This is a genomic window from Streptomyces sp. NPDC008150 (assembly GCF_042956945.1).
Taxonomy (GTDB): Bacteria; Actinomycetota; Actinomycetes; order Streptomycetales; family Streptomycetaceae; genus Streptomyces.
Window position 1 is genome coordinate 109,695 of record NZ_JBIBHJ010000011.1, and the last position, 26,891, is coordinate 136,585.

Consider the following 26,891-nt stretch of genomic DNA (forward strand, 5'->3'; position numbering starts at 1 on the left):
TGCGGAAGCAGGAACGGGCCTCGGTGTCCGCGGCCTGCGGCGCCGTCGCCGGGCGCCCGCCGGATCACACCCCGGCGACGGGCAGGACGACCTCGAAGCGGCAGCCACCGGGAATGTTGCTCACCGTCGTCCGCCCCCGGTGCGCCTCGACGATGCCCCGCACGATCGCGAGTCCCAGACCCGCTCCGGCCGGCGGGGTCCGCGCGTGGTTGCCGCGCCAGCCGGTGTCGAAGACGCGCGGCAGGTCCTTCTCCGGAATGCCTCCACAGCCGTCGGACACCGACAGGACGACACCCTCGGGCGACCGCTCGGCAGTCACGGCGACCGTCCCGTCGGCCGGAGTCCGGCGGATGGCATTGACCAGCAGGTTGCCCAGGACCCGGCTCATCTCCTTGCCGTCGACCTCGACCGGGATCGGTGCGACGCCCTGGTCGACGAGCCGGACCCCGTGCTTGCGCGCGAGCGGATCCGCGCCCGCGATCGCGTCGCCCACCAGGTCGTACACCGACATGGGGGCGAGCGTGAGCGCCAGCGCGCCGGCGTGGATGCGGGAGAGTTCGAACAGGTCGCCCACCATGGCGTTGAGCCGCTCGACCTCGGTGCGCATCCGGCGCAGGTAGCGGTCGGGATCGGAGACGACGCCGTCCTCCAGCGCTTCGGACATCGCGCGGAGTCCGGCGAGAGGGGTGCGCAGATCGTGGGAGATCCAGGCAACGAGCTCGCGCCGAGAGGACTCCAACGCCCTTTCCCGGTCGCGGGATTCGACGAGCTTCGCGCTCGTGGCCTCCAATTCCCGGCTGAGGGCGGCCAGTTCGGCGGTCGCCGGGGCGAGGGGCGTGGTGAAGTCGCCGCCGTCGCCGAACGAGCGTGTAGCGAGGGTGAGTTCGCGGCTGCGTGCGACCACCCAGCGGCCCAGGAGCAGCGCGGTCGCCATGGATACGACGGCGGCCATGGCGACGACCGTCGTGACCACCCGCAGGTCGTGCGCCGACAGGAACATGGCCCGCGCCACGGCCTGGGTGCCGGCCAGCATCGCGGAGACCGCGACGACGACCACCACCGTGAGATGCACGGTGAGCGAACGGCGCCGGACCAGTAGCAGCACGCCGGCGCCCAGCAGGCCGACGGTCGCGGCGCCGAGGAAGGCGTAGAGGGCGATGAGCAGGTTGTCCCGCACCGTCAGTCCTCCGCCCCGGCGGAGACGTCCGCCGCGCGGCTGTCCGCGGAAGCACGGTGGACCGCGTCACCGGTCACGGCCGGGCATACCGCCGCCAAGTCCTCCGGAGCCTGGTCCCTCGGGGCCTGGTCCCCCGGGGCCTGGTCCCCCGGGGCCGAGTCGTCTGCCGCCGACGGGACGGCCGTCGGGCCGTCGGCCGTCGCCGGATCGAACCGATACCCCACGCCCCACACCGTCCGGATCAGGCGGGGCCGGGCCGGATCGGCCTCCACCTTGCCGCGCAGCCGGCGGATGTGCACGGTGACGGTGGAGAGGTCGCCGAAGTCCCATCCCCACACCTCGCGCATCAGGTCCTCCCTGCTGCACGCCTGGCCGGGGTGCCGGAGGAAGAACGTCAACAGGTCGAACTCCCGCAGGGTGAGCGCGAGTTCGACTCCGTCGCGGGTCACCCGGCGGGCGACGGGGTCGACCGCGAGGCCCGCCGCGCGCAGCGGGGGCGCCGCCGTGACGGTCCGCGACCTGCGCAGCACCGCGTCCACGCGCAGCACCAGCTCCCGAGGGCTGAAGGGTTTCGTGACGTAGTCGTCGGCCCCCACCTCCAGACCGAGGATTCGGTCGTCCTCGTCACCGCGCGCGGTCAGCATGACGACGGGCACCGGTCCGCGCTCGCGCAGGCGGCGGCACACCTCCAGGCCGTCCATGCCGGGCAGCATCAGGTCGAGGACCACAAGGCCGGGCCGGTGTGCCTCGGCCAGGTCCAGGGCGGTGGGTCCGTCACCCGCGCGGTCGACCTCGTAACCGGCGCGTACGAGGTAGCCGACCACCACCTCGGCCACCGTCGAGTCGTCGTCCACGACGAGGACCCGGGTGCTGTCGGAGGCGCGGGGTCCCGCGAGGACCGCCGCCATGGGCTCGTTCGGCTGTTGCATGCGTCCAGCGTCGCACCCGTCGGCCACGGACGGCCCGGCACGCTCGCGACGTCCGCAATCCGTAAGGTGGGGAAGCCCGTTTTGCCCGTTTGGCATCCGTAAGGTGAGGGCGTGAAGATCTCTCCCGGCGCATCTCCAGCTGACCCCTCCCCACCGGTGGGAGTGGACGTGATCCTGCCCTGCCTGGACGAGGCGGAGGCGATCCCCTGGGTACTGGCCCGCATGCCGGCGGGCTGGCGGGCACTCGTCGTGGACAACGGGTCCACCGACGGTTCGGCGGACGTCGCCCGCGCGCTGGGCGCGACCGTCGTGCACGAGGAGCGGCGCGGGTTCGGCGCCGCCTGCCATGCCGGGCTCACCGCGGCGACCGCGGACATCGTCTGCTTCTGCGACTGCGACGCCTCGCTCGACCCGTCGGGCCTGATCCCCTTCGTGCAGGAAATCCGTTCGGGGGAGGCGGATCTGGTACTCGGACGCCGTCGCCCGCAGCGGCTGGGCGCCTGGCCCCTTCACGCCCGGGTCGGCAATCTCGCCCTCGCGCGTCTGCTGCGCCGCAGGACCGGGCTGCCGCTGCACGACCTCGGTCCACTGCGTGCCGCGCGACGTGAGGCCCTGCTCGGTCTGGACCTCACGGACCGGCGCAGTGGCTACCCCCTCCAGATGGTGGTGCGTGCCGCCGACGCCGGATGGCGGGTCACCGAACACGACGTCCCCTACCTGCCGCGCACGGGTGCCTCCAAGGTCACCGGCACCTGGCGGGGCACCTGGCACGCGGTGCGGGACATGAGCCGAGTGCTGACCGCTGCCGGCACGACCGCCCTCCCCGCGAGCGGGACGGCTCCGGCTCCGGCTCCGGCTCCGGCTCCGGCTCCGGCTCCGGCTCCGGCTCCGGCTCCGGCTCCGGCTCCGGCTCCGGCTCCGGCTCCGGCCGGGTCCGTCGGTTCCGCCGCCGGTGAGGCAAACCCCGTGCAGCGAAAGGAAGTCCGGTCGTGACCACTCTGCTCGTCATCGCCAAGGAACCGCGGCCCGGACGCGTCAAGACGCGGCTGACCCCGCCCTTCACCCCCGGTGAGGCCGCCTCACTGGCGGAGGCCGCGCTCACCGACACCCTGCGGACCGTGGCTCGAACACCCGCCGCACGCCGCGTCCTCGTGCTGGACGGAACGCCCGGGTCGTGGCTGCCGCCCGGCTTCGACGTCGAACCCCAGTGCGCCGGCGCCCTGGACGAACGCCTCGCCGCCGCCTTCGCCGGCTGCGACGGCCCCGCACTGCTGATCGGCATGGACACACCGCAGGTGACCGCGGCCCTGCTCACCGTCGACTTCGAGGGCTGCGACGCCTTCTTCGGCGCCGCGGACGACGGGGGCTTCTGGGCCCTCGGCCTCGCCGAACCGAACCCGGATCTGCTGCGGGGCGTTCCCATGTCGACGTCCACGACCGGCGCGATGCAGCGAGAGCGTCTGGTCGGCGCGGGCCTGCGCGTACGCGACCTGCCCCGGCTGCGTGACGTGGACACCGCGTCCGACGCGCACGCGGTCGCCGCGGCCGTTCCCGGGAGCCGCTTCGCGACGCGGCTGGAGGAACTGACCGCAGCGGGTGGCCGATGAGCACCGTGCGCCCCGCGATCACCGATCCGGCCCGGGTCATCGCCTCGCCCTCGCCGTCCGCTCCCGCCCGACACGCCCAGGACGCGCCCGGAGAGAACACGGAACGCCTCTGGTCCCGCGACGACGTCTACTCCGAGGCCCTGCGCACGGGCGACGGTCCGCTGTTCCTGCGCCGGACCGACGGTTGGCTGTTGCCCCTGGAGATCGAACGCTGGTGTGCTGCCGCCGACGCGACGGACCTGGCGGTGCTGCACCGCTGCGAGGGAAGCGTCCTCGACGTGGGATGCGGACCGGGACGACTTGTCTCCGCCCTGGCCACGCAGGGACGACGGTCCCTGGGCATCGACGTCAGCGAGGCCGCCGTGGCGCGTACCCGCCGGTTCGGCGGACCGGCGCTGCAGCGCTCCGTCTTCGAGCCGCTGCCCGCCGAGGGCCGCTGGGGCACCGTCCTGTTGATCGACGGCAACATCGGTATCGGCGGCGACCCCTGCGCGCTGCTCCACCGGGTGGGTCAACTCCTACGCCCAGGCGGCCTGTTGGTGGCGGAGACCGCGCCCGCCGACATCGACGAGCGAGTCACCGTCCGCATCGTCCCCGCTCCCGGCGTCACACGTCGCGAGGAGCGCGCGGGCGCCGGGTCCCACGACACCGCGGACCTCCGCAAGGGCTCCGCGTTTCCGTGGGCCCGGCTGGGCACGACGGCACTGCTGCGGCATGCCGCGCACGCCGGATGGCTGCCATGTGATCAGTGGACGGACGGCGGCCGGTGCTTCGTCTCACTGCGCACCCGCACGAACAGCAGCAGCGCGGAGACACCGAACAGCACGGCCGTGATCAGCAGCCAGTGAGCGAGAAACCCGTCCGGCGACAACCCGGTGGCCGCCCGGTAGCGATCCGCGACCCGGCCTGTGATCAACGGAAACCACACCAGCAGGAGCAGCCCCGAGAGGACGGCCGGGACCCGCACGTACAGCGCGCGGTCACGGTGCCCGGCCGCACCGGCCGACCTCACGACCAGACGGTCCACCACCGAGTAGAGGGGCACCAGCACCAGATCGTGCAGCAACGCCGCCCCGACGAACCACACCACCACCATGAACCAGTCGCCCGCCAGCAGTCGCACCCCCGCGTAGCCCGCCAGGGCGAACGAGCAGGCCAGCAGGAGGAGTTGGAACGGGCTCCCCAGCTGCCCGCGACGCCACACCGCCGCAGGGTGCCCTACCGTCGTGGGACGACCGGCGCCCTGTGCGTTCGTCGATCCGCCGTTCCCCGGTTCACCTGTCATCACAGCTCTCCGAACGTCAGGCGGGACACCCACTTGGTGTTGAGCACGCCCGGCGCCGCCGGCACGACGATCCGCGCCGGGAAACCGTGGTCGGGCGTCAGGTCGGCTCCGTTCACCCGCAGCGCGAGCAGCGAGCGCGGGTCGGCCACCTGGTTGGCGCGCAGTGCGGAGCGGCGGAACGCGCCGTGCCGCTGGAGCGACTCGACGAGGACATCCGGGGGTCCGTCGCCGTCGGCTCCGGTGTTCCCGTGGACGAGTGCGGCCAGGTCGCGCAGTCGCACACCCCGCCATCGCTGGTCCGACGTCGACCAGCCCTCCACGCACGCGATGGGCAGCGCCGACTCGTACTGCGGCATGCGCAGCAGATCCTCCCTGGACAGCCGAACGGCACCGGACCGCCCGGTCACCACGAGCCGCCACACGTCCGCCCCGGTCTCCCGGGCGTCGATGCCGGCGTAGGCGGCTGTCTTGTTGATCTGGAACCCGCCCGGCCCGCTGCCGGGCTCGGCGCCCCCGTGCGGCGCGAGGACCGCAGTGCGGCGCGGCCATCCGTCGAAGCAACGCCCGACCGTCGTGGCGAACAGGAGCAGCGCACCGCCACCGACCATCGCGACCGCACCACGCCGCGACACTGTCGGGTCGCCCGGCCGGGCCGATGCCAACGTGTCGGCGCCCACCGCTTCCCCGGTGCCGTCGCCGTCGCCGTGCGGCGACTCGTCCGTCGCCGCCCGCTTCGCCGGGCCTCGGGCCCGGCCCCCGCCAAGTGTCCCCGCGCGCAGATTGCGCAGGGCCTGAGGCGTCTTGAGCACGGCGTGCGCGAGGAACGCGGCGAAGAAGACCCACGCCCCGTAGAAGTGAAGTGGGTAGAAAGAGCCCGGGAAGACGTAGTCGAGCTGGATGTTGAGGACGCCCGTCGTGAACTCGAACAGGGCGCCGCCCACCAAGAGCAGCAGCGAGATCCGCTCGAACGCGTGCGCAAGAGACCTCGCGGGAGGCAGGGCGAACAGCTTCGGCACGACCGACCAGAGCTTCGCCAGAAGCACCGGCACCAGCGCGACACCGAGCGTGACGTGCACCCCTTGCGTCAGCCGGTACAGCCAGTACGGGTGGGTCGGCCACGAGAAGAGGTAGAAACCGAGCAGCCCCTTGTCCGGTGTCTTGTCGTTCACCGGCGACAGCCCGGGGTTGTACGCCGCGTACGAGAGCAGCCCCGTCACGAACAGCACGGTGATCCCGGCCAGCAGGACCACCCCGAGCACCGAGGTGAACCAGGCGCCGCGCACCGGGCTGCGCCAGAAGGCGGGCGAGGACGGTGCGGCGGGTGACGACAGAAGGGCACGAACCGAGCGCGCGGGCGGCGGGGTGCCGGGGCCTGACTCGGCCGGGGTCGGCCCGGGAGGGCCGGTCGGCGCGGGAGACGGTGACATGCCCCGACCGTAGGCCCACCCGGGCCGCCCACACGGGCGCAACTCATGACGAAACGCTGACGTCACCGCCCGGCGTGACGTCCATGCGGGGTTTCCCGCCTAGCGTCCACGTGTGAACCGCGATCAGCTTCGTGACCCGGCAGCCGCTTCCGCCGCCGTCCTGCTCGTGGCGGCGGCCGTCCTGGTGGGCCGTCACATCGAGGGCGCCGACCACACCTTGTTCGTCAACTGGCCACCTTTGTTGGCTTCTTGGGGCCCCCACGTGGGCCCCGGCACTCCTGCCGCCCTGGCCACGGCGATCGTCGTGGCCGGGTACGGTCCGGCGGTCGCCGCCCGCCTGTCGTGGCGGGCGCTGCTCGGCGCGAGCTGCGCCACGGCCCTGGTCTGGACGTGGTCGCTGGCGCTGGTCGACGGCTGGCAACGCGGGGTCGCCCACCGGCTTGCCAGCCGTTACGAATATCTTCAGGCCGTCGACCGGTTCCACGACGTCCCGGCGGCACTGCGGGACTTCACCCACCACATCCTGCTCGGCTCCCCCGCCCCCTGGCCCGCCCACGTCGCGGGACACCCGCCCGCGTCCACGCTCACGTTCGTGCTGCTCGATCGCGTCGGACTGGGCGGTGGGGGCTGGGCCGGTGTCTGGTGCATCGGCGCAGGCGCGACCACGTGTGTCGCGGTTCTCGTGACCGTCGGAAGGCTGGCCTCCCGGGAAACGGCTCGGCGGGCCGCCCCGTTCCTCGCCCTGGCACCGAGCGCCGTCTGGGCGGGCACCTCGGCCGACGGGTACTTCGCGGCGGTGGCCGCCTGGTCGGTGGCCCTGTGGGCATGCGCGACGACAGGACGGCGCCCCCGGACGGCGGCCTTCGGCGCGGGCCTTCTGTTCGGGCTGACCTGCTACCTGTCCTACGGACTGGCCCTGATCGCCCTGATCGGGGCCGGCACGCTGCTGCTCCAGCGCCCTCGCGGGCGCGACCTCCCGCGGCTTTCGGTTCCCCTGCTCTGCGGAACCGCCGTCGTGCCCGTGCTGTTCGGCGTGGCCGGATTCAACTGGTGGGACGCCTACCGCCTGCTCGTCACACGCTACGACCAAGGCGTGGGCGGCGTACGGCCGTTCGGTTACTGGGTCTGGGCCAACCTCGCGTGCACCGTCCTGTGCGCGGGGCTCGCGACGGCGCCGGCCCTGGTGCGGGCCGGCCGCGCGCTGCTTGCGCGACGTGTGCCCGGCGGCGGCGGCCGCTTTGCCCCAGGACCCACGGAACAGGGCCCCGCCGGGGGCCGCTCCGACGGACGGGCGGCTGCTCGCCCGGGTCCCGCCCTCGAACCCGTCGGGCACACGGCAGCCGCGGTCGAGGGTGCCGCCGCCACCCCACCCGGCACGGCCGGCCGGCCGGATGCGGGTGCCTGCGCCCTCCTGCCCGCGCCCGTGGCCGCTGCCCGCACGGCGGAACGTGACAACTCTTCCGCCGAGGCGCGCCTCGCGATGCTCGTGCTGTGCGCCCTGTTCGCACTGCTGGCCGCCGACCTCTCCGGGATGAGCAAGGCGGAGACGGAGCGCATCTGGCTGCCGTTCGTGGCGTGGCTGACACCCGCGTGCGCGCTACTGCCGCGCCCGCGCCTCTGGCTGACGGTCCAGGCGGCGGGCGCGCTCCTGGTCAACCACTTGCTCCTGACGGGCTGGTGACGCGTCCGCCAGGCTGCCGGCAACCACGTCGCCGGGGTGGCCGCAGCCCTGCCGTTGCGAGGCGCCGTCTTCCCTGCGTCGGCCCAGTGCCCGTAGCGCGCGAAGCCTGGTCCCGGTGACGCCCTGTCATCGGCGGATGTTCCCGGCCGCATGCTGCCGCGTCGGAGACCTCACGTGATCGCACTCCCCTCCGAAGGGCCCTGTCGGCCGGCCCTGCCCGGCGCACCGTGACCACGGTGCCCCGGACCGAGAAGCAGCCGTGGCCGCACGGGGAACCCGGGCGGCCACGGCGTCGTCGGGCGGCATCCGCAGCACGGTGCCGCACGACGTGGAACCGGGATGTGTGCGGTGGTCGACTACTGCGACACGCGCACGTAGTCGATGAGCATCTTCTGCGGCAGCACGGTGGTCGCGTCCGGAGCGCCGGGCCAGTCACCGCCCACCGCGTTGTTGAGGATGATGTAGAACGGGTGGTCGTACACCCACGGTCCCCGGGTCTGTTCCACCGTCGAACGGTCCGCGGTGAAGAAGCTCTTGCCGTCGACGGAGAAGGTCATGCGGCTGGAGTTCCAGTCCAGGGCGTAGGTGTGGAAGGCGTCGGCGAAGTCGCTGCCCGCCACCGTGTAGGGCGAGCCGTAGCCGTTGCCACCGTTGTACGCGGGGGCGTGCAGCGTGGAGTACACGGAGTCCGCGACCTTGCCCACGTGTTCCATGATGTCGATCTCACCGCAGTTGGGCCACGGTGTGCCGGTCTTGAAGTTCGAGCCCAGCAGCCAGAAGGCCGGCCACAGGCCCTGCGTGCCCGACACCTTGATGCGTGCCTCGACGTGGCCGTAGGTGAAGTTGAAGTGGTCGGAGGTGTTGATCCGGCCCGAGGTGTACTGCCCGCTCGCTTCCTTGCGCGCCTCGATGACCAGGTCGCCGTTGCCGTCCATCGACGTGTTGTCGCCGTTGGTGTAGTACTCCAGCTCGCCGTTCTGGCCGTTGCCGGGGTCCTGGGACCACTTCGTGCTGTCCGGCTTGGTGCCGGCCGCGCCGTTGAACTCGTCGCTCCACACCAGGTGCGTGGGGTTGCCCGGATCGGCCGGGGGCGCGGGCGGCGCGGTGGGGTTGCCACCCGTGCCGTACACGTCGAAGGTCCACAGCGAGTAGCCGTAGCCGTTGCTGCGCGCCGTGCCGTACATCCGCACCCAGCGTCCCGTGCCGTCGACGTTCAGGGTCTCCTTGAAGCCCTTACCGTTGGACGTCGAGTAGATGCTGGTCCAGTTGACGCCGTCGGACGAGGTCTGGATCTGGTACGCGGTGGCGTAGGCCGGGTCCCACTGGAGGACGACCTTGGTGATGTGCGCGGTCGCGCCGAGGTCGACGGCGATCCAGCCCGGGTCCACCCAGCCGTTGGTGTCACTGGTCGCCCAGCGCGTGGCCGGGTCCTCGTCGAACGCCTTCGCCGGGGTGCAGCCGGTGCAGCTGTTGGCGTCCTGGTAGGTCGAGGCGGTGGCCGGCTTCTTGTACGACAGCAGGGTCGCGCCGTCGGTCGGCGGAGTCGTCGTGCCTCCGGTGAAGACCTGGAACTCCCAGAGCGAGTAACCGTATTGGGTGGCTCGGGTGGTGCCGTACATCCGGACGTAACGCCCGCTGCCGGACAGGGAGACCAGTTCGGTGGCACCGGCGCCGGTGCTCGTGGTGTAGACGCTGCTCCACGTGGTGCCGTCGGTGGAGACCTGGATCTGGTACGCCTTCGCGTAGGCCGCCTCCCAGCTCAACTGGACGCCGCAGACGCTCTGTACGGAGCCGAGGTCGACCTGGATCCACTGCGGGTCGGCGGCGGCACTGGACCAGCGCGTACCGGAGTTGCCGTCGACCGCGGCACTGGCCGGGGTGCCGGCGTTCTCGGCGGAGGAGGCGGTGGCGGGCCTGCCCAGTGCGGCGTTGGTCGTCGAGCAGGCGCTGGTGGCGCCGCCCGTTCCGTACACCTGGAACTCCCAGAGGGACACGCCGTACTGAGTGGCGCGCTGGGTGGTGGTGAGGCGCACGTACCGCCCGGAACCGCTGACGGTGAGGTTCTCGGTACCGCCTCGGCCCGTCGTGGTGGTGTAGGCGCTCTTCCACGTGGTGCCGTCGGTGGAGGTCTGGATCTGGTACGCCGTGGCGTACGCCGCCTCCCAGTTCAGGGTGACGGAGCTGATCGTCGATGCGCCACCGAGGTCGACCTGGATCCACTGCGGGTCGGCGGCGGCACTGGACCAGCGCGTACCGAGGTTGCCGTCGACGGCGGCGGTGGCCGGGGTGCCGGCGTTCTCGGTGGAGGAGGCCGTGACCGACTTCCCCTGGGAGAGGAGGGTTCCGGCGGCACGGGCGGGGGCCTGCGTGACGGTCAGGACCAGGGCGGCGACGAGCATCGTCACACATGCCAGGATCGTCACGCGGAAAGATCTGTGGGAGGTTAAGGCCGGGGGTCTGCCGATCACAACGTCTCCTTGAGGTCGCCGAGCAGTGCGGGTGCGGGTGCGCGCTCCCCGGTTGCCCTGCGGTGTCCTGCCGCGAGTCCGCGAGAAGCGCGAACTGCCGCACGGCTCCGCCCGGTTCGCCGCCCGCGCGGCCCCGGTGCTCCCCCGGCCCCCTCACGGGCCGCGGCCGCACCAGGTGCCACGGTCACACCGGCTGCACACGAACTCGTCTCCCGGGACCGCGACCGGAGAGCAGGGCCGGGAAAGCGCCCACCGGCACCATGCCCGCCCGCCATGCACCGGTCAAGAACTTCAACGCCTTTTCTTTAGGCTTGACTTAAGACGGTGGACTTCTGCGCGACGCATTGACAGGGGGCCTTGGACGCGGGGCCTTGGACGCCCGCAGCGGCCGACTTCTCGACCTGGCCGAGCCTGGGCCGGATCGACTCGGCTCGGGTTGCCGCACCGGGGCGGCGGTCACCACGGACGCGCACGCGCACCTTGCCGCGGGTGGCCCTGTCGCCAGACCGCACGCACCGCGTGCAACCGGACGCCGCGCTGCTGTCCCGGGTCCCTGACTCCCCGGCTCCCTGGCTCCCTGGCTCCCTGCATCCGCCCCGATCACGGCAGACGCAGCCCCGCATGCACGCTGGTCCGCCAGACACGACGTGTATTCGGCATGCCGGAGCGGTCAAGGAGCCAGGAGCGCACACGGGGTGCGGCGCCGGGCCTGCCCGCAGACTTGCCGCATCGGCTGCCCGGTCGGGCAGCCCCGCAACAGTCGTGACCGCCTCCATCGCACCCAACGCCTTCACAGGCCACGTCCGCTCCCGTCCCCTCGGCTCAGGCCCAGGTTCGGGTTCCAGTTCCGGCTCCGGTTCCGGAGCGGGTTCGGGTTCGCATTCGGGAACAGCGGGCGCTTGGAGATGCCATCCAGCCGCACCCCAGAATCCGGTGGACCACAAGCTCATCCTCCAGCAACTCCGTTTTTCGGACGCCGAGTTGTCACGTCGCAGTGAAGTCGTGGGCGTGGCCGCCGCGCCACTCCACCCACCGCGCATCGTCCAGCACATCCTCGGGCTCGGCGATGCCGGCGCGCTCCAGGAACACGGTCAGGTCGTGGTCGTTGTGAGCGATACCGAGGGTCTCGTCCCTGCCGTCCCTGTGCACGGTGACCCTTCGGCCACCGCCGGGCAGGGCCCTGTGCACAACGATCGGTGCGTCACTCACCCGAGGTGCTCCTTCGCGAGCGTCGGCGCGGCCTCCGGCGCCATCACGCCGCCACTGCTTCCCAGGACCGGACCGCTCGGCACGGTTCGACCCGGGCAGCCGGCGATGCCACGGTGCCGGACCAGAAGGGCTGCCACCACTGGTGCACGGAACGCCTGGGCAGACGTCGGCGCAGCAACGCCGCCTCCTGCGGGCGGTGCGCGCACAGTGCCTGGTTGGTCTCACTCCAGACTTGCTGGATCCGCATCGGGTCGTCGGGAAACGCGGTCTCTTCCATTCCCCGCATTAGATCGCATGTTCGATTTTCTTGTCATCTCGTCCTTCGCGCGTCGTCGCACTCCCGATCTACCGCGTCGCCGACGATGTCGGCCTCCGGCCACGGCAGGCTTCCGGCGCTGTGCGCGTGCGCAGTAGCCCTGGGCAGGAGCGCGGCCCGGCGACCTGGCAGTTCCGGGAGGACCAGGTCTGCGTGCCGAGTGCCGGCCACCTCCGGCAACCGTCAGCGCGAGCTGCCGCTCGGTCCCGGCCGGAGCGGCAGGTCGCGTCGTACAACCTCCGGACGTCGGGCCCGCCGAAGCCTCGCTCGCCGAATCGCCGAGACGCCCTGCCCCGGCGTCGCTCCCGGAAGCGCAGCGATCGCGAACACCGTGCGGCTTGCGCCACAGGAACTCCGGCGTCGAAACGAGCGCGAGCCACATCGCCTCAACCTCGGCGTCGATGCGTGCCTGATCCGGCATCCGCCCTCAAGAACACATGCCGCCGACGCGCGGGGTCGCACGCTTGGAATGCGCGACGCCGACTCGTGCCCCGTCCATGGGCGACCGGATGCCCGGGGCTTTCGCGCACGTCACCGGCTTTGCCGCATGCGGCCACGCGGTCGACCGGGCCCCCTCACATGTCCCCCGCGGCCCTCTCGGATCCGCTGTGGTTGTCGCTCTCAAGTTCCCGCCTCGCCGCAAGCGCCTTCGCCAGTACCCTCGCCCTGTACGGATTCACGGGCTCCAGGGCCGACGCCACCGCCACCGCCTCGTCCAGCAACGCCAGCCGTTGCTCGGGCAACTCCCTTACCTGCGAGGACGCGGCTGCCTCCACAAGAACGTACGCCAGCTTCGACCCGTACACCTCGGGCTCGACCTGCGTCAGCAGGCGGTAGATCCGCAGCCCCTCCGTGCCGCGCACCACCCGCCGGTTGGCACTGAGCAACTGGACCCTCGCCCGCATGACCATGTCCTGATCCATCGGTCCCCCTCCGTTCCCCCACCTCCGTCTGCTCCCGTCCCACGACGAGACAGCACGACGAACGTGTCGGCAGCCGCAAACGGATGCCGACACGAACGTCGGGGAGTGGATGACGACGAGTCTGCGGGCGGGCAGCCACCCTGAACAAGCCTGAACGGACGTGTGCTCCGTCCTACCGAAAACCACCTCCCAGCAGGCATGATGGACCTGACACTCGCTCACGGCCGCTGCCGACCATCAACTCCATCGCGACGCCCCGGTCCGGCCGGTGCCGGCAAGTGGGCCTGGAGAACCGTGCATTCAGTTGATTGCGTCCCCCTCGGAGGGACGGCCCGGGGTGCCGGGCCGTCAGAGGTGGATGGGGGGAAGACGGGCGTATGGGCGAGGGATTGCGGCAAGCCTCTTTCGGGGTAAAGAGGTTGCGATCGTGGTGGTCCGAACGGCTGGGCCGCGAGATCGTCTACACCTGGGCGGCAGGCATGATGTTGAGCGTCCCGGTCTGGATCCTTCTGGAGGCTTTCCGGAGTCCGGACGCGGTCATCGGTGACGGCGGTCTTGCGGCATTCGGGTTGCTCATCATCCTGGGAGTCACAACGCTCTTTGCCTGGACGGGAGTTGTAATCATCCGCGATGTGATCACCGAGTCCCGCGCAGGCACGGGTAACGCCCGGCGCCGGTTGCTCACGATGTGGGTGCTCGCAGCGGGGACCGCCGGGTGGATCGCTCTCTGGGCGATCTTGGCCCTCGGTCGTCATCCGTCGCCGACCGTGGGCCTGGTAGCGGTGATTCCGTTGGCGACCACATACGCGCTCGCCTTCCTCGGTCTCGTCAGGCGCAAGGACGTCCGGTGGCACAGGGTCGGCGTCCTGTCCCTCGCACCGATCGCCCTGGTGGTGCTGCTCCGGTTCGTGTGACTCGGTGCACGGCGGCGCCCACGCCCCACGTGCGGCCTCCCCTCGACGGAGACCGCTCGGCGCGAACCGCTCGGCACGGACGGCCGAGGACGCGTCGCGTCGCGTCGCCGCCGAACAGCGCCCCCGGCAAGCCGAGTTCACCCGCAACACTTTGGGGGCGCACCTCAAAGCCGGTTCCATCTCATGGGCGTGCAGGGACTGAGGGCGTCCGGCAGGGTGACCGGTCGTACGGCTGTGCCGGTCGGGACGTCGGGAGGCGTCTTCAAGGTGGTGTTCGCGGAGCTGTTCGCCTCTCCGCCCGACGGGAACCCTGCCGGCAGCGGGACGCGGAGACCACTGCCAAGTCCCCTTGCCGTCCGCCCTGTTGTCACTGGCCTGCGGCATGCTGCGGCGCACGTGACGGCCCGTCCGGCGAAGGCTGGTCGGGGCGTCGACCTGACAAGGGAAGGGGTGCTGTGCGCAGGCCAGTCACAGGCGAGGTGCACGTTCACTACGGCCAGATCTACGTCGAAAGCGATCGGGACGGCGTGAATCCCGGCCTCAACGAGGCGTTCGCAGGCCAGCGTGGCGGGCTGTGCGGGGCGGCGGTCCCAGGGGTGCTCTGGCTGATCACCGGGCTGCACACGGGCAACGTCGGCTTCGTCGTGGAAGTCCACGACGAAGAACCTCCGCTGGACCCCGCCTGGGAGGACGTCGTGGAGGTGCCCTTCCGCCCGGTGTCGGACCGCACCCGTCTGGTGCAGTGGGCGGGCGAGGCCGCGTGGGACCTGGATCTGGAGCGGACCGCCTACCGAGTGCGGTACTGCGCCCAGGGGATGGACGCGGGCGGTAAGCGCGACACCAGACTGCCCGAGGAGCCGCAGGTGGACCGCTACCTCCTGCAGTTCTGGCCCGCTCCGCCCCTCGCGGACCAGGTGATCCGCCAGACCTCGAAGCGCGCCGCCTACTGGCACCGCTTCGCGCGCGAGCTTCCACCGCCGCCCACACCGGAGCAGCGCGCCGAGACCGAGCGCCTGGCCCGCCAGGCGGACGAGCGGGCCGACGAGGAGCGACGACTGCACTATGAGCAGTGGCAGTGGGGCGGCCGGCTGCCGAGCGAGGCACTGCGCGGCGTCGGCGGCAACGTCCGCGGTCTGCTCCGCTTCGACAGCGATCTGGTGCATAAGCTCGATGCCGCAGGGTCCGAAGTCCAGCGCGCGGTGGCATTGTTGGCCGCCCGGCGGGCCTGCGAGGCGGCGGGCCTGACCGGCATTTCGTGGGTCACCCAGGCGCTCACCGCGTTGACGCAGAGACGCCCCCTGCCGTCGCCGTTCGACGACACGGCCCGGATGTGGCAGGCCCTGCGCTCCGATCCACATGTTCCGAGTCGGTCGGTGTCCCGGGCGGTACCTCCGCAGCGGCCTCCCTACCGTCCTGCCACACCCCCGGCGGCCACGGGGCCGGTGCGACTCGCGGCGGGAGGCGGCGGGCACAGGCGGCGGGGCGTCGGCAAGGGATTGAACGCGCTCGTTCCGCCGGCACCCGCCGGCTACAGGCCGACACCGGTCCGGAGCGAGGCCCGCGCTGAGGCGGTGGTGCACATCTCCGGCACCGCGACCGGCGCCGAGCGGATCTCACAGCCCCACTTCGCCCTTCCGGCGGTCCTCGCGGCCGCCGAGCCCGACCCGCTGAAGGCGGCACTGGACTCCGTGTGGCACGCGGTGAACACCTACGGCGAGCGCTACCCGGAGCTGCTGGAGGAGATCCGATCCGCCTGCGCAGACCGGGCGGAGGAGTAGGCACGTCTGCCGTCATGCCGCCGGTGTTCACCAGCCGCGACGAGCTTCATGCTCCGACCACGCCGAGTGGGGAGCGAGTATGTACGGAGTGAGCCCGGCACCCCCTCACCGGCTCAACCTGATGCTCTCTTGCGCTCTTTGATGCGTCTTCGGCAAACCCCTTCGTCGCGTCTTCCGGCCGCGGGACCTCGTCCTGCCGACGGTCTGCTCGGCGGTCTGCTCGGAGCGGGCATCGCTCGCGCTTCGAACGGTGGCTGGACACCGGTATCCAGTACCGCGCCGCGCCCTCACCCGCACGGCCACGGTGGGAGAGACGGCACAGGGACACCAACCTGAGCCTGACGGCCGCCCCGACGTCGCACGTGGCCGACCTGACTCGGCCACGCCGTCTGCGGGGCGGGCGCGGGCCTGGGCGTGGGCGTGGGCGCCACGCCGGTGCTCGCGCCCGGCTCTCCGGCAGCCGTCGCCCCGCCCGCCCCAAAGGCCGGACCGCTCTGCCCCGCCGGATGACAGCCGTGTGCGCCGGTCCCCCGGACCTCTCTCGGGGTCGACCGGTCACCGCCTTCAACATCCGCACCCCGCGCGGCGCCGTCGGCCGGCTGTTCCCGGCGGTGCCCGCAGGTGACGGCGGTCATCGTCGGCCATGTCCAGCAACCGCCAGGTGGCGACCGCGCCGGCCGACCGCTGCCCGGTCGACGCCCAGTCCGGTCGACGCTCATGGATGACACAGAATTTGGTCAATCTCTTGAGATTTCGAAATTATGCGCAAGACTGTGCGCGTTGCCCACCGACGGGGAGCGAGGGAGCCGGTGATGACCGGGAGAACCAGGGACGGTGCGGCGTGAGTGAACTGGTCGATGTGCACGCGCACTTCCTCACGGCGGCCTACGTCGAGGCCGCCACGGCGGCAGGGCACCGGGCGCCGGACGGGATGCCGTTCTGGCCCAGTTGGGAGCCCGGCGCACACCTGGAGCTGATGGAGCGCTGGGGCATCGGGACGTCGCTGCTGTCCGTGTCGTCACCCGGGACCCACTTCGGCGACGACGCGGCGGCCCGCCTGCTCTCGCGGGAGGTGAACGACGCCGGTGCCGAGATCCGCCGCGCGCATCCCGGCCGCTTCGGACACCTCGCGTCGCTGCCGCTGCCCGACGTGGACGGCGCGCTCGCGGAACTGGCCCATGCCCTCGACGAACTGGACTGCGACGGCGTCATCGTCGAGACCAACGTCGGCGGCCGCTACCTCGGCGACGCTGAATTCGCGCCCCTGTGGGAGGAGTTGGCGCGTCGGCGGACTCCCGTGCTGGTGCACCCGACGTCACCGCCCCACGCCGAGGCGATCGCGCTCGGCAGGCCCCGGCCGATGCTGGAGTTCCCGTTCGAGACGGTACGGGCGGTGAGCGACCTGATCTTCACCGGGACACTCCAGCGGTTCGCCGGCATCCAGTGGATCCTCTCCCACGGCGGTGGCCCGCTCCCCCTGCTGGCGGACCGCGTCGAACTGTTCCGCGCGGTGATGGCGCCCGACGGCGACCCCGTGGCGGACCAGGTGCGGAACCTGTGGTTCGACATGGCCGGTACGCCGTTCCCCCACCAAGTCCCGGCTCTGGAGCGCGCGTTCGGCGTCGAGCGTCTGGTCTACGGGAGCGACTACTGCTGGACCCCGGCGTTCGCGGTGGACGCGCAGCTCGCCGCCATCGACGCGGCCGACAGGCCGGGCGGGGAAACCTGGCGGGAGTTGGCGACGCGCAACGGGGCCCGCCTGTTCCCCCGTGCCGCGCACCGGAGTTGAGGGCGGGATGCGGTGGTCAGGCGCCGCCCGTTCCGGTGTGCGCGGCGTAGCGCAGCAGTACGTCGGTGGTCTGCTGGATGTGGGCGGCGAGGGCGTCGGCCAGGCCGTCGGCGTCACGGCCGATGGCCAGCGACAGCAGGGTGCTGTGCTCGCCGGCGATGTCCCGGGCATGGTCGTGCGTGAGCGACTCCGACCAGATCCGGTACAACTCGGCACTGTCCCGGAGCGCGCTGGTCATGCCTTGCAGGCGGCGGCTTCCGCAGCCCGCGATCAGTGCCTCGTGGAACGCCCTGTGGGCGGTGATCCACTCCTCGTTGACCTCGCCCTCGGGGGTGGCCGCCGGAGTGCCGGCCAGCATGTGGTGCGCGGCCACCAGCGCGGTCTCCCACGCGAGGTCTCCCCGTTCCACCGAGCGGCGGGCCGCGAGCGTCTCCAGGTCGATCCGGGTGGCGGTCAGGTCGGCGAGGTCCTCGGGGCTGAGTGCGACGACGCTGAAGCCCCGCTGGGGGTGAGCTACCACCAGCCCTTGTTCGGCGAGGCGGCTCAGTGCCTCGCGGACGACGGAGAGGCTGGCGGTGCAGCGCCTGCCGAGCACCGCGAGCTTGAGCTTCGAACCGGGGGTGAGGCGCCCGGCCAGCAGATCCGCGCGCAACTGGTCGAAGACGGCGTTGCTACGGGTGGTGGGTTCAGCGGGTTCGGGGGGCATCGCGCGTCACCGTAGCACGGAATTCCGAAATTGATCTTTTGCTCTCCAGCTGTCCTGCAATTTCGAAAAAAGGAGCCGCAATGCCGTTGTCCCGTCGCTCCGTTCTGCGTGCCACCGCGGTGACCTCGGGTGCCGCGGTCGCCGCCTCGCCCGCGGCGGCCGCCGCCGCGTCGGCCGATTCCGCCGGCCTGCCGCCGGCGTCCGTGCTGAACAAGGGCGCCCATCTGGTGCTGCTCGGCACCGCCGCCGGCCCGGTTCCGATGCAGGGACGCACCGGTATCTCGAGTGCCCTGGTCGTCGACGGCCGGATCTATCTGGTCGATCTCGGCCACGGCGCCTTCGACCGGTTCCAGAGGTCCGGCCTCTCCGCGGCGGCTCTCGACGCGGTGTTCGTCACGCACCTGCACTCCGACCATCTCGCCGATCTCTTCACCTTGCTGTGGCTGCGTTTCGGCGGTGTCGACCCGCTCACGCATCCCGTCGCTTTCTACGGGCCCGGTTCCGCGGGGGCTCTGCCCGCGCCGTCGTCGGGGCAGCCGGTGGCGACCCTGGCGCCGGACAGCCCGACACCCGGGCTGGCGGACTTCGTCGAGAAGTCCGTCAGCGCGAGCGCCTACGACATCAACCTCCGTATGCGCGACGAGAATTGGCCGGACATCAGGAACCTGTACCGGGTGCACGAGATCCCCGTTCCCGACGTGGGTGCGAGTCCGCTCGGCGCGATGGCTCCCCTGATGGAGCCGTTCCCCGTGATGTCCGACGAGCATGTGCGGGTCAGCGCCATTCTGGTGGCCCATCCCCCGGTGTTCCCCTCCTTCGCGTTCCGCTTCGACACGCGGTACGGCTCCGTCACGTTCTCCGGGGACACCACGATCACGCCGAACATGGTCACCCTCGCCCGGGGCAGCGACGTTCTCGTGCACGAGGCCATCGACCTGGAGATCGTGAAGGCGGCGGGCCTCACACCGGAGCAGTTGCGGCACCACGAGAACAGTCACTCCGACGTGACGCGGATCGGCCCCGAGGTGGCCCGGCCGGCCGGGGTGAAGACGCTGGTGCTGTCGCACCTGGCCCCGGGCACCAAGGAGATCCCCGACAGCCGGTGGAAGAGCCGGGCGAGCAGGGGCTTCAACGGCCGGGTGCGTGTGGGCAACGACCTGATGCACATCCGGGTGGGTGGGTGACCCGGCGTCTCGTACGGAGATCCGCGGCTCAGGCGGCGAAGCCGGCGCTGTCGAGCGCGGCGTCGAGATCGGGCAGCGGCCGGGTGCAGATGTGGTGCGCCTCGGCCGCGCCGACGCCGAACATGCGCAGCAGATCCTCGGTCACCCGGTCGGTGGCCTCGGCGTCGTCGCGCTCCGGGTCCTGGTGCAGGAGCCAGCCGAGGCCCAGGGCGGCTCCCGCGACGGTCACCAGCGCCAGTTCGGGGTCGCGCACCTCGAACCGGCCCTCGCGTGCGGCGTCCTCGATGTCGCGGCGGGCGCGCGGAGCGAGCCCGTGCTCCGACGTGGTCAGTTCGAACCCGTAGTGCAGGAGGACCTTGCTGAGGTCGGGCTGCCGGCGGTGCAGGCGGCCGGTCAGCCGGAAGCTCTGCGCGAACACCCGCGCCGGGTCGGTCAGTTCGTCGGTCAGTGTGTCGAGCAGCGTGCCGTGGGCCTCCAGGGCGGCTTCGACAGCCGCGCGGAAGAGGTCCTCCTTCGACGTGAAGTGGTTGTAGAAGGAGCCCATTCCGACGTCGGCGGCGCGGGTGATCTCCAGGACCGGGACGTTGGTCCGGCCCGCCGCGATGAGCGCCTGTGCGGCCCGGACCAGGGCCGCGCGGGTGTGGGCCTTGCGGCGCTCCAGCCGGTTCGGCGGCTGCTCGGGCATGCGTGCTCCCTCTGTCGTTCGGTGAGCCAGCTTAGCCAGTGGTGAGGAATTCGTCAGAACCTCTTGACGGGAGAATCGTCAGGACTGACGATTCCGTCAGAACCTGCGAGGAGGCGGCAGTGCCCCACCAGAACCAGCACGCGGACCTGCACAGCGAGCGCGGTGCGCTCACCGGCGAACACCCCGGCAGGGCCGCGAATCCCGTGATCAAGGTGCCCGACCTCGCCTGGCTGGAGTTCTCCAAGCCGGACCTGGCACGCACGGCGGTGTTCGCCGAGGCGTTCGGCTTCACGGCGTCCCTGAGCACCGAGGACGAACTGCACCTGCGCGGGACGGACCCCGGCGGCCCCTGCGTGATCGTCCGCAAGGGACCCCGATCGGCCTTCCTCGGCCCGGCGTTCCGCGCGGCCGACCCCCAGGACGTCACACGATTCGCCGAGGCCGCCGGAACCCGCGTGGCCCCTCTGCCCGAGACGCTCGGCGGGATCGCCGCCGCCACCACCGACCCCGGCGGGCTGCGCGTCCGCGTCGTCTCCGGCACGCACGACCTGCCCGCCCTGCCCGCGCAGCCCCCGCACACGCTCAACCTGGGGCACGACCGCCCGCGCACCAACGCCACGCAGCGGCCGCCGAGGGAACCCGCCCGCGTGCAGCGCCTGGGGCACCTGGTGATCCAGACCAGGAGCTACCGCCGGACGCTGGACTGGTACCTCCAGTACCTCGGCCTGATCGTCAGCGACTTCCTCTACTACCCCGGGCAGCGCGGCCGCGGCCCGGTGATGAGCTTCATCCGCTGCGACCGCGGCGCCACCCCCGCCGACCACCACACGCTGGCCATGATGCTCGGCCCGGTCGACCGCTACGTGCACTCGGCCTACCAGGTCGCCGACCTCGACGCGCTGGCCGCCGGCGGGGAGTACCTGCGCGAGCACGGCTACCGGCGGTCGTGGGGAATCGGCAGGCACGTCCAGGGCAGCCAGATCTTCGACTACTGGCGCGACCCGGAAGGGTTCCTCGTCGAGCACTTCAGCGACGGCGACCTGTTCGACAACACCCTCGCACCCGGCTGGGCACCGATGACCGCCTCCGGCCTCGCCCAGTGGGGGCCGCCCGCCACCGCGGACTTCCTCGGCGTCAAGCCGGGCAAGGAGTCCCTCCGCGAACTCGCCGGAATGCTCTCCGCACTGCGCGAAGACAACGAATTCGACGTCCCCCGCCTGCTCGGCCTGCTGAAAGTGGCCCGCTCATGAGCACCTCCCTCCTGCACACCGCCGACGCCTGGTACGTCCTCACCGAGGGCGACGACGGCGGAGCGACCAGGGTCGACACCGCCGCGACCACCACCGGCGAACTCCTCGCCGACCGGAAGGCGATCGCCGGCGCAGCCACCGCGCCGGCCACCGACCGCGTCGCGGACCTCGCCCTGGTCTCGCCGGTCACCGCGCCCTGCCGCGTGGTCGCCCAGATGACCAACTACGCCTCTCACGCGGCGGATTCGGGGATGGACCCGAAGACCGTTCCGCTGACGTTCTTCCGCAAGGCGTCGGGATCGATCGGCGGCCCGCTGGACGACGTCGTCAGACCCGCACACGTACGGCTGCTCGACTACGAGGTCGAGATCGGACTGGTCGTCGGCCGCGCCGTTCCGGTCGGCACCGAGATCACCGACGACTCCCTGCCCGACCACGTGGCCGGACTGGTGGTCACCGACGACGTGTCCGCAAGGGACATCCAGCTGTCCCGGACCCAGTTCTACGAGGCGAAGTCCTACCCCGGCTTCACACCGGTCGGACCCGCCCTGGTGCTGCTCGACGCCGAGGAGTTCGCACGCTTCCCCGACCTGCGGCTGACCCTGTCGGTCAACGGCGAGCCCCGCCAGAACGCCCTCGTCGGCGGCGACATGGTCCACCCGCCGCTGGAGGCGCTGCGCGCGCTGACCCGGTTCCAGCGCCTCGACCCGGGCGATCTGGTGCTGACCGGTACGCCCGTCGGCACCGCGCTGTCCGCGCCGCCCAAGGCGGTGGAGAAGATCGCCGGCCTGCTGCCCCCGGCGCTGAAGTGGCAGCTGTTCTTCAAGGGTCAGGAGAAAAACCCGAAGTACCTGGCCGACGGCGATGTCGTCGAAGCCCGCGTCGCCACCGACGACGGCAAGATCGACCTCGGTGTCCAGCGCACGACGGTCAGGTGGGCGCGATGACCGAGGACCTCCTGTGGCCGCGCTACGCGGAACCCGGTGACCTGGCCGCCATCGAGGCCGTGCCGCTCGCGGACCGCGGACTGCCCGCGTCGACCTACGCGCTCCTCGTGCGCGCGGCCGAGCGCAGGCCGGAGGGCATCGCGACCATCGTGCTGCCGGACGCCGCCCGCCGGCGTGACCCGGTCACCCGCACCTTCGCCGGACTCCTCGCCGACGTGCACCGCTACGCGAACCTGCTGCGGGAACACGGAGTGCGGCGCGGCCGTGCCGTGGCACTGATGTCGCCCAACTGCGACGAACTGCTGCCCGCGACCCTGGCCGCTCAACTGGCGGGAATCGCCGCGCCGCTCAACGGCGGCCTCGCCCAGGACCACCTCGCCGAACTCCTCCGCCGGTCGGGCGCCCGCGTTCTGATCACCGCGGGCCCGGAACTGGCCCCCGCCGTCTGGGAGAAGGCGCGGGCGCTGGCCGGTGAACTCGACACCGTCCTGGTGCTGCGGCCGACCGGAGCGACCGGTCCCCCGCCGCCGTTGCCCGTCGTCGACGGCGTCCGTACGGCCCATCTCGCCTACCGCGCGGCCGAGTCGGACCCGCACACCTTCGCGGGCGAACCTCCGCGGTCCTCCGACCTGGCCGCCCTGTTCCACACCGGCGGCACCACCGGCGCCCCCAGGCTGGCGGCGCACACGCACGCCAACGAGATCGTCGACGCCTGGACCGTCGCCGCCAACTCCTCGTTCGACGAGGACTCCGTCATGTTCGCCGGACTGCCCCTGTTCCACGTCAACGCCCTCGTGGTCACCCTCCTCGCGCCCCTGTTCCGAGGGCAGCGGACGGTGTGGGCCGGCCCGCTCGGCTATCGCGAGCCCGAACTGTACGCACGGTTCTGGAAGTTGGTCGAGGACCACGGCGTCACCACGATGAGCGCGGTGCCCACCGTGTACGCGACCCTCGCGCGGTGCCCGCTCGACGCCGACATCGGCACCCTGCGCTTCGCCGTCGTCGGCGCCTCCCCCTTGCCCGCCGCCGTCCGCGAGAGCTTCCAAGCGCACACCGGCGTGGAACTCCTCGAAGGCTATGGACTGACGGAGGCCACCTGCGCCAGCGCGCGCAGCTTCCCCGGCACACCGCGGCCCGGCACCGTGGGCCAGCGCATGCCGTACCAGCGGCTGACCGCCGTCGACCCGGTCACCGGCCACGACCTGGCGCCCGGCGAAACGGGGGTGCTGACCATCAGCGGGCCGACCGTCTTCCCCGGTTACGTCGTCGGCCACGACGAGCGGGGCCACGTCCTGGACGGCTGCGGCAAACTGACCGGTGGCCGGCTGGACACCGGCGACCTGGCCGCCGTGGACGAGGACGGCTTCGTCCACCTGAGGGGCCGCGCCAAGGACCTCATCATCCGCGGCGGCCACAACATCGACCCCGCCGTGGTCGAGGACGCCCTGCTGGCCCATCCCGCGGTGACCGCCGCGGGCGCGGTCGGCCGCCCCGACGAACACGCGGGCGAGGTGCCCGTCGCCTACGTGACGCTCGCCCCGGCCGCGACCGTCGACGAGGACGAACTCGTGGCCTGGGCGGCCGACCACGTGCCCGAGCGCGCAGCGGGTCCGAAGTCCGTGACCGTGCTCGACTCCCTGCCCGCGACCGACGTCGGCAAGCCCTACAAGCCCGCCCTGCGCGCCGACGCCACCCGCCGCGCCGTCCACGAGGCGCTCGCCGGGGCCGGCGAGGCCGACGCGGTCGTCGAGGACGGCACCGTCGTCGCCGTCGTCACCACCTCCGAACACGACAGCCCCCGGGTACGGGCGGTCCTCGCCCGCTTCGCCGTCCCCGCCCGCGTCGAGATACGCCCGGAAAGGTCCCTGCGCCCATGAAGGTCCCTGTCGTGATCGTCGGTGCCGGCCCGACCGGGCTGACCGCGGCGGCGCTGCTCGGCAGGTACGGCACCGAGTGCCTGGTGCTGGACCGCTGGAGCACGGTGTTCCCGCAGCCCCGCGCGGTGCACCTCGACGACGAGGTCTACCGCACCCTCGGGCGCATCGGACTGAGCTCCTCGTTCGCCGCCGTCTCGTGGCCCTGCCGCGGGCTGCGCCTGCTGGACTCGGGCCTGGGGACCCTCGCGGAGTTCCGGCGCGCCGCGGGCGACGGCCGCCACGGCTATCCGGAAGCCAGCATGTTCGACCAGCCCGATCTGGAACACCTGCTGCGCACCGCGCTGACCGGGCCCGTCACCCTGCGCGGTGAGAGCGAGGTCGTCGGCGTGACCCAGACCGCGCACGGCGTGCGGGTCGAAGTGAGGCACACGGTCACCGGTGAGCGGGAGGTGATCGAGGCGGACCGTCTGCTGGGGTGCGACGGTGCGAACAGCCTCACCCGCAGAAGCGTCGGCGCGACGATGGAGGACCTCCGCTTCGACCAGCGCTGGCTCGTCGTCGACATCGCGACCACGGCGGACCTCGCCGAATGGGAGGGTGTGCACCAGGTCTGCGACCCGCACCGCGCCGCGACCTACATGCGCATCGGGAAGACGCGCTACCGCTGGGAGTTCCGCCTGCTGCCCGGCGAGGACGGCGAGACCTTCCGCGACATGGACCGGCTGCGCCCGCTGATCGCGCCGTGGACCAAGAGCGTCCCGGACGGCGAGCTGGAGGTCCTGCGCGTCGCCGAGTACACCTTCCGCGCGCAGGTGGCGGACCGCTGGCGCGACCGGCGGGTCTTCCTGCTCGGCGACGCCGCCCACCTCACCCCGCCGTTCGTCGGACAGGGCATGGGCGCCGGGATTCGCGACGCCGCCAACCTCACCTGGAAACTCGCCGGCGTGCACGCCGGAACCCTGCCGGAGCAGGTGCTCGACACCTACCAGACGGAACGCAAGCCGCACGCCCGCTCGATGATCCGGCTGGCGGTCCTGATCGGCAGGGCCATGACCGCGGGGGGCCGGCCGGGGGAACTGCTCCGCCGGGTGCTGGCGCCGCGGCTGGCCCGCGTCCCCGGCTTCGCCGGCCGCGTCCTCGACAGCGAGAGCCCGCCGTTGCACCGGTCGGCCCTGGTGGCGCGACCGCGCCTGGGGCCATCGCTCGCCGGCCGCCTGTGCCCCAACGCCGTTCTGGCGGACGGCAGACGACTGGACGACGTGACCGCCGGACGCTTCGCCGTCGTCACGCGGGAGCAGCCCTCCGGCCCGCAACGGGCGGCGGTGGAAGGCCGCGGCGCGGTCATCGTGCCCGCCGAGCCGGGCGGCGAACTGCACCGCTGGCTGCGGGCGGGCCACGCCCGTGCCGCCGTCGTCCGTCCCGACGGGACCGTGCTCGCCGCCGGCCGGTCCCTCACCCGACTGCACGCCACGCTGCCCCGGTTCGACCTCGGTATCAACGACAGGGAGCACAGATGAACACACCGCACACGATCTCGCGACGCCACGCACTGGCCGCCGGTGCCGGGGTCCTGGGCGCCGGCCTGCTGGGCAGCCTGCTGGGAAGCGGCACCGCCCGGGCCGACACCTCCGGCGACGACAACTACTGGCACCTGCGAGTGGACCTGGCCGGTTATCGCGCGAAGACCGCGCGCGTCGGCGACGTCAACTTCAGTTACCGCGAGGGACCGGCGAACGGTCCCGCCCTCCTGCTCCTGCACGCCCAGCAGATGGACTGGTTCAGCTACAGCCGCGTCCTGCCCGCGCTCGCGTCGTCGTTCCACGTCTTCGACGTCGACTACCAGGGCCACGGCACCACGACGACCTCGCCGACCTACCCGATGAACGCCAACCGGATCGGCGCCGACCTCGCGGCGTTCACCGAGTCCGTGGTCCGCGGGCCCGCGTACGTCACCGGCAACTCCTCCGGCGGCCTGCTGACGGCCTGGCTCGCCGCCAACCGGCCCGACCTGGTCAGGGCCGCGATCCTGGAGGACCCGCCGCTGTTCGCGTCGGAGTACCCGCGGATCATGAAGACCATCGCCTACCGCGACTTCGCCTCCAGCGCCAAGGCCGTCGCGCAGGGCGTCGACGACTTCCTGCTGTTCTGGATCGCCGACAACGAGGAGTTCATCAACGAGAACATCGGCGAGGGAGCCGGCGCCGTGCTCACCGCGGCGATCAAGGCCAAGCGCCTGCTCCGCCCGGGGCAACCGGTCGAGATGGCCATCGTCCCCGACGACACGGTCCGCCTCTTCCTGCGCGGCATGGACCACCAGTACGACCCGCGCTTCGGGGCGGCGTTCTTCGACGGCAGCTGGAACACGGGCTTCGACCACGCCACCACCCTGGCGCGGATCTCGGCCCCCACGATGCTGATGCACGCCAACTTCTCCTGGGTCGACGGCGACATCCTCTACGGCGCCATGGACCAGGACGACGCCGACCTGGCGATGTCGTACCTGACCCACGGGACGTACAACCGGGTCGACGCCAGCCACGTCACCCACCTCGACAAGCCCGAGGAGTTCGTCAGCACCGTCACGGGCTTCTTCACCCAGCCGTGACGGCACTCAACTCCGTTCGCGCGCCGCGCTGTTGAGCGCCGGGAGGGCCGCCCACCGGGGGTGTCGAGCGAGCGGCGAGCCGCGCCCGCTCGACACCGCGCGGGACCCCGTCCCGAAGACTGTGGCCGCACGTG

The 26,891-nt window shown here is 72.0% G+C and carries 23 protein-coding genes and 1 pseudogene; 13 read left to right on the forward strand and 11 right to left on the reverse strand.

Annotated elements, in window-relative coordinates; translation table 11 throughout:
• Nucleotides 1–64: 64 nt before the first annotated feature.
• Both ACFZA0_RS25510 and ACFZA0_RS25515 read right to left on the reverse strand, forming a co-directional pair.
• Nucleotides 65–1,177, reverse strand: coding sequence for an ATP-binding protein (locus ACFZA0_RS25510; protein ID WP_391021041.1), 1,113 nt, complete (start codon nucleotides 1,175–1,177; stop codon nucleotides 65–67).
• A 2-nt stretch (nucleotides 1,178–1,179) separates the two neighbouring features.
• On the reverse strand, nucleotides 1,180–2,106 hold the full coding sequence (locus tag ACFZA0_RS25515; RefSeq protein WP_391021043.1) for a response regulator: 927 nt from the start codon (nucleotides 2,104–2,106) through the stop codon (nucleotides 1,180–1,182).
• A gap of 162 nt (nucleotides 2,107–2,268) precedes the next feature.
• On the opposite strand from ACFZA0_RS25515, the gene ACFZA0_RS25520 reads away from it, so the two are divergent.
• From ACFZA0_RS25520 to ACFZA0_RS25530, 3 genes are read left to right on the forward strand one after another with little or no spacing between them, the layout of a single operon-like run.
• A complete protein-coding gene (locus tag ACFZA0_RS25520; RefSeq protein ID WP_391021374.1) occupies nucleotides 2,269–3,099 on the forward strand; it encodes a glycosyltransferase in 831 nt (276 codons plus the stop codon).
• Nucleotides 3,096–3,713 carry a DUF2064 domain-containing protein gene (locus ACFZA0_RS25525; protein WP_391021044.1) on the forward strand — a complete coding sequence of 206 codons (618 nt, stop codon included), beginning with the start codon at nucleotides 3,096–3,098 and terminating at the stop codon, nucleotides 3,711–3,713. The genes ACFZA0_RS25520 and ACFZA0_RS25525 overlap by 4 nt, the downstream gene beginning before the upstream one ends.
• Nucleotides 3,710–4,561, forward strand: coding sequence for a methyltransferase domain-containing protein (locus ACFZA0_RS25530; protein WP_391021046.1), 852 nt, complete (start codon nucleotides 3,710–3,712; stop codon nucleotides 4,559–4,561). The genes ACFZA0_RS25525 and ACFZA0_RS25530 overlap by 4 nt, the downstream gene beginning before the upstream one ends.
• Here ACFZA0_RS25530 and ACFZA0_RS25535 read toward each other — a convergent pair.
• Together ACFZA0_RS25535 and ACFZA0_RS25540 are read right to left on the reverse strand one after the other, a co-directional pair.
• Complete coding sequence (locus ACFZA0_RS25535; protein ID WP_391021048.1) at nucleotides 4,459–4,917, reverse strand: hypothetical protein; 459 nt, start codon at nucleotides 4,915–4,917, stop codon at nucleotides 4,459–4,461. The two genes, ACFZA0_RS25530 and ACFZA0_RS25535, sit on opposite strands and share 103 nt — an antisense overlap.
• A gap of 80 nt (nucleotides 4,918–4,997) precedes the next feature.
• Nucleotides 4,998–6,425 carry a molybdopterin-dependent oxidoreductase gene (locus tag ACFZA0_RS25540; protein WP_391021051.1) on the reverse strand — a complete coding sequence of 476 codons (1,428 nt, stop codon included), beginning with the start codon at nucleotides 6,423–6,425 and terminating at the stop codon, nucleotides 4,998–5,000.
• Between the two features lie 112 nt (nucleotides 6,426–6,537).
• On the opposite strand from ACFZA0_RS25540, the gene ACFZA0_RS25545 reads away from it, so the two are divergent.
• Nucleotides 6,538–8,106, forward strand: a complete 1,569-nt coding sequence (locus ACFZA0_RS25545) for a hypothetical protein (RefSeq protein WP_391021053.1) — start codon at nucleotides 6,538–6,540, stop codon at nucleotides 8,104–8,106.
• 356 nt (nucleotides 8,107–8,462) lie between these two features.
• Here the strand turns inward: ACFZA0_RS25545 and ACFZA0_RS25550 are convergent, their stop codons facing one another.
• The 5 genes and pseudogenes from ACFZA0_RS25550 to ACFZA0_RS25570 all read right to left on the reverse strand — a co-directional run bounded on the left by ACFZA0_RS25550 (nucleotide 8,463) and on the right by ACFZA0_RS25570 (nucleotide 13,022).
• Nucleotides 8,463–10,511, reverse strand: coding sequence for a discoidin domain-containing protein (locus ACFZA0_RS25550; protein WP_391021055.1), 2,049 nt, complete (start codon nucleotides 10,509–10,511; stop codon nucleotides 8,463–8,465).
• A 1,047-nt stretch (nucleotides 10,512–11,558) separates the two neighbouring features.
• Complete coding sequence (locus ACFZA0_RS25555) at nucleotides 11,559–11,783, reverse strand: hypothetical protein (RefSeq protein WP_391021057.1); 225 nt, start codon at nucleotides 11,781–11,783, stop codon at nucleotides 11,559–11,561.
• Between the two features lie 43 nt (nucleotides 11,784–11,826).
• Nucleotides 11,827–12,060, reverse strand: coding sequence for a hypothetical protein (locus tag ACFZA0_RS25560; protein ID WP_391021059.1), 234 nt, complete (start codon nucleotides 12,058–12,060; stop codon nucleotides 11,827–11,829).
• A gap of 327 nt (nucleotides 12,061–12,387) precedes the next feature.
• A pseudogene (locus tag ACFZA0_RS25565) lies at nucleotides 12,388–12,598 on the reverse strand (aminoglycoside phosphotransferase family protein); the annotation flags it as partial.
• Between the two features lie 76 nt (nucleotides 12,599–12,674).
• Nucleotides 12,675–13,022, reverse strand: coding sequence for a hypothetical protein (locus ACFZA0_RS25570; RefSeq protein ID WP_391021061.1), 348 nt, complete (start codon nucleotides 13,020–13,022; stop codon nucleotides 12,675–12,677).
• Nucleotides 13,023–13,399: 377 nt separating this feature from the next.
• Here ACFZA0_RS25570 and ACFZA0_RS25575 point away from each other — a divergent pair, with 377 nt between their 5' ends.
• The 3 genes from ACFZA0_RS25575 (at nucleotide 13,400) to ACFZA0_RS25585 (ending at nucleotide 17,503) form a co-directional block, all read left to right on the forward strand.
• Complete coding sequence (locus tag ACFZA0_RS25575; protein WP_391021063.1) at nucleotides 13,400–13,936, forward strand: hypothetical protein; 537 nt, start codon at nucleotides 13,400–13,402, stop codon at nucleotides 13,934–13,936.
• 455 nt (nucleotides 13,937–14,391) lie between these two features.
• Complete coding sequence (locus ACFZA0_RS25580) at nucleotides 14,392–15,714, forward strand: hypothetical protein (RefSeq protein ID WP_391021065.1); 1,323 nt, start codon at nucleotides 14,392–14,394, stop codon at nucleotides 15,712–15,714.
• Nucleotides 15,715–16,555: 841 nt separating this feature from the next.
• Nucleotides 16,556–17,503: an amidohydrolase family protein gene (locus ACFZA0_RS25585; RefSeq protein WP_391021067.1), complete on the forward strand. Its 948-nt coding sequence runs from the start codon at nucleotides 16,556–16,558 to the stop codon at nucleotides 17,501–17,503.
• 16 nt (nucleotides 17,504–17,519) lie between these two features.
• Here ACFZA0_RS25585 and ACFZA0_RS25590 read toward each other — a convergent pair whose 3' ends face one another.
• Nucleotides 17,520–18,209 carry an FCD domain-containing protein gene (locus ACFZA0_RS25590; RefSeq protein WP_391021068.1) on the reverse strand — a complete coding sequence of 230 codons (690 nt, stop codon included), beginning with the start codon at nucleotides 18,207–18,209 and terminating at the stop codon, nucleotides 17,520–17,522.
• Nucleotides 18,210–18,289: 80 nt separating this feature from the next.
• On the opposite strand from ACFZA0_RS25590, the gene ACFZA0_RS25595 reads away from it, so the two are divergent.
• Nucleotides 18,290–19,393, forward strand: coding sequence for an MBL fold metallo-hydrolase (locus tag ACFZA0_RS25595; protein ID WP_391021069.1), 1,104 nt, complete (start codon nucleotides 18,290–18,292; stop codon nucleotides 19,391–19,393).
• Between the two features lie 28 nt (nucleotides 19,394–19,421).
• On the opposite strand, the gene ACFZA0_RS25600 is transcribed toward ACFZA0_RS25595, so the two are convergent.
• Complete coding sequence (locus ACFZA0_RS25600) at nucleotides 19,422–20,078, reverse strand: TetR family transcriptional regulator (RefSeq protein WP_391021072.1); 657 nt, start codon at nucleotides 20,076–20,078, stop codon at nucleotides 19,422–19,424.
• A 119-nt stretch (nucleotides 20,079–20,197) separates the two neighbouring features.
• Between ACFZA0_RS25600 and ACFZA0_RS25605 the strand changes: the two genes are divergently transcribed.
• From ACFZA0_RS25605 to ACFZA0_RS25625, 5 genes are read left to right on the forward strand one after another with little or no spacing between them, the layout of a single operon-like run.
• A complete protein-coding gene (locus tag ACFZA0_RS25605) occupies nucleotides 20,198–21,328 on the forward strand; it encodes a VOC family protein (protein ID WP_391021074.1) in 1,131 nt (376 codons plus the stop codon).
• On the forward strand, nucleotides 21,325–22,275 hold the full coding sequence (locus ACFZA0_RS25610; protein ID WP_391021076.1) for a fumarylacetoacetate hydrolase family protein: 951 nt from the start codon (nucleotides 21,325–21,327) through the stop codon (nucleotides 22,273–22,275). Before ACFZA0_RS25605 ends, ACFZA0_RS25610 begins: the two co-directional genes overlap by 4 nt.
• Nucleotides 22,272–24,152: an acyl-CoA synthetase gene (locus ACFZA0_RS25615; RefSeq protein ID WP_391021078.1), complete on the forward strand. Its 1,881-nt coding sequence runs from the start codon at nucleotides 22,272–22,274 to the stop codon at nucleotides 24,150–24,152. The genes ACFZA0_RS25610 and ACFZA0_RS25615 overlap by 4 nt, the downstream gene beginning before the upstream one ends.
• Nucleotides 24,149–25,669 (forward strand): bifunctional 3-(3-hydroxy-phenyl)propionate/3-hydroxycinnamic acid hydroxylase, encoded by a 1,521-nt coding sequence (locus ACFZA0_RS25620; RefSeq protein WP_391021079.1) that lies wholly within the window; start codon nucleotides 24,149–24,151, stop codon nucleotides 25,667–25,669. Before ACFZA0_RS25615 ends, ACFZA0_RS25620 begins: the two co-directional genes overlap by 4 nt.
• Entirely contained in the window at nucleotides 25,666–26,757 is a 1,092-nt protein-coding gene (locus tag ACFZA0_RS25625) for an alpha/beta fold hydrolase (protein WP_391021081.1), read from the forward strand. Before ACFZA0_RS25620 ends, ACFZA0_RS25625 begins: the two co-directional genes overlap by 4 nt.
• The last annotated feature ends 134 nt before the right edge of the window (nucleotides 26,758–26,891 follow it).

Coding starts and splice junctions, on each gene's coding strand:
- ACFZA0_RS25620 (WP_391021079.1), top strand. CDS start 24,149: ATGAAGGTCCCTGTCGTGATCGTCGGTGCCGGCCCGACCGGGCTGACC.
- ACFZA0_RS25590 (WP_391021068.1), bottom strand. CDS start 18,209: ATGCCCCCCGAACCCGCTGAACCCACCACCCGTAGCAACGCCGTCTTC.
- ACFZA0_RS25595 (WP_391021069.1), top strand. CDS start 18,290: ATGCCGTTGTCCCGTCGCTCCGTTCTGCGTGCCACCGCGGTGACCTCG.
- ACFZA0_RS25515 (WP_391021043.1), bottom strand. CDS start 2,106: ATGCAACAGCCGAACGAGCCCATGGCGGCGGTCCTCGCGGGACCCCGC.
- ACFZA0_RS25530 (WP_391021046.1), top strand. CDS start 3,710: ATGAGCACCGTGCGCCCCGCGATCACCGATCCGGCCCGGGTCATCGCC.
- ACFZA0_RS25600 (WP_391021072.1), bottom strand. CDS start 20,078: ATGCCCGAGCAGCCGCCGAACCGGCTGGAGCGCCGCAAGGCCCACACC.
- ACFZA0_RS25615 (WP_391021078.1), top strand. CDS start 22,272: ATGACCGAGGACCTCCTGTGGCCGCGCTACGCGGAACCCGGTGACCTG.
- ACFZA0_RS25575 (WP_391021063.1), top strand. CDS start 13,400: ATGGGCGAGGGATTGCGGCAAGCCTCTTTCGGGGTAAAGAGGTTGCGA.
- ACFZA0_RS25625 (WP_391021081.1), top strand. CDS start 25,666: ATGAACACACCGCACACGATCTCGCGACGCCACGCACTGGCCGCCGGT.
- ACFZA0_RS25570 (WP_391021061.1), bottom strand. CDS start 13,022: ATGGATCAGGACATGGTCATGCGGGCGAGGGTCCAGTTGCTCAGTGCC.
- ACFZA0_RS25560 (WP_391021059.1), bottom strand. CDS start 12,060: ATGGAAGAGACCGCGTTTCCCGACGACCCGATGCGGATCCAGCAAGTC.
- ACFZA0_RS25610 (WP_391021076.1), top strand. CDS start 21,325: ATGAGCACCTCCCTCCTGCACACCGCCGACGCCTGGTACGTCCTCACC.
- ACFZA0_RS25540 (WP_391021051.1), bottom strand. CDS start 6,425: ATGTCACCGTCTCCCGCGCCGACCGGCCCTCCCGGGCCGACCCCGGCC.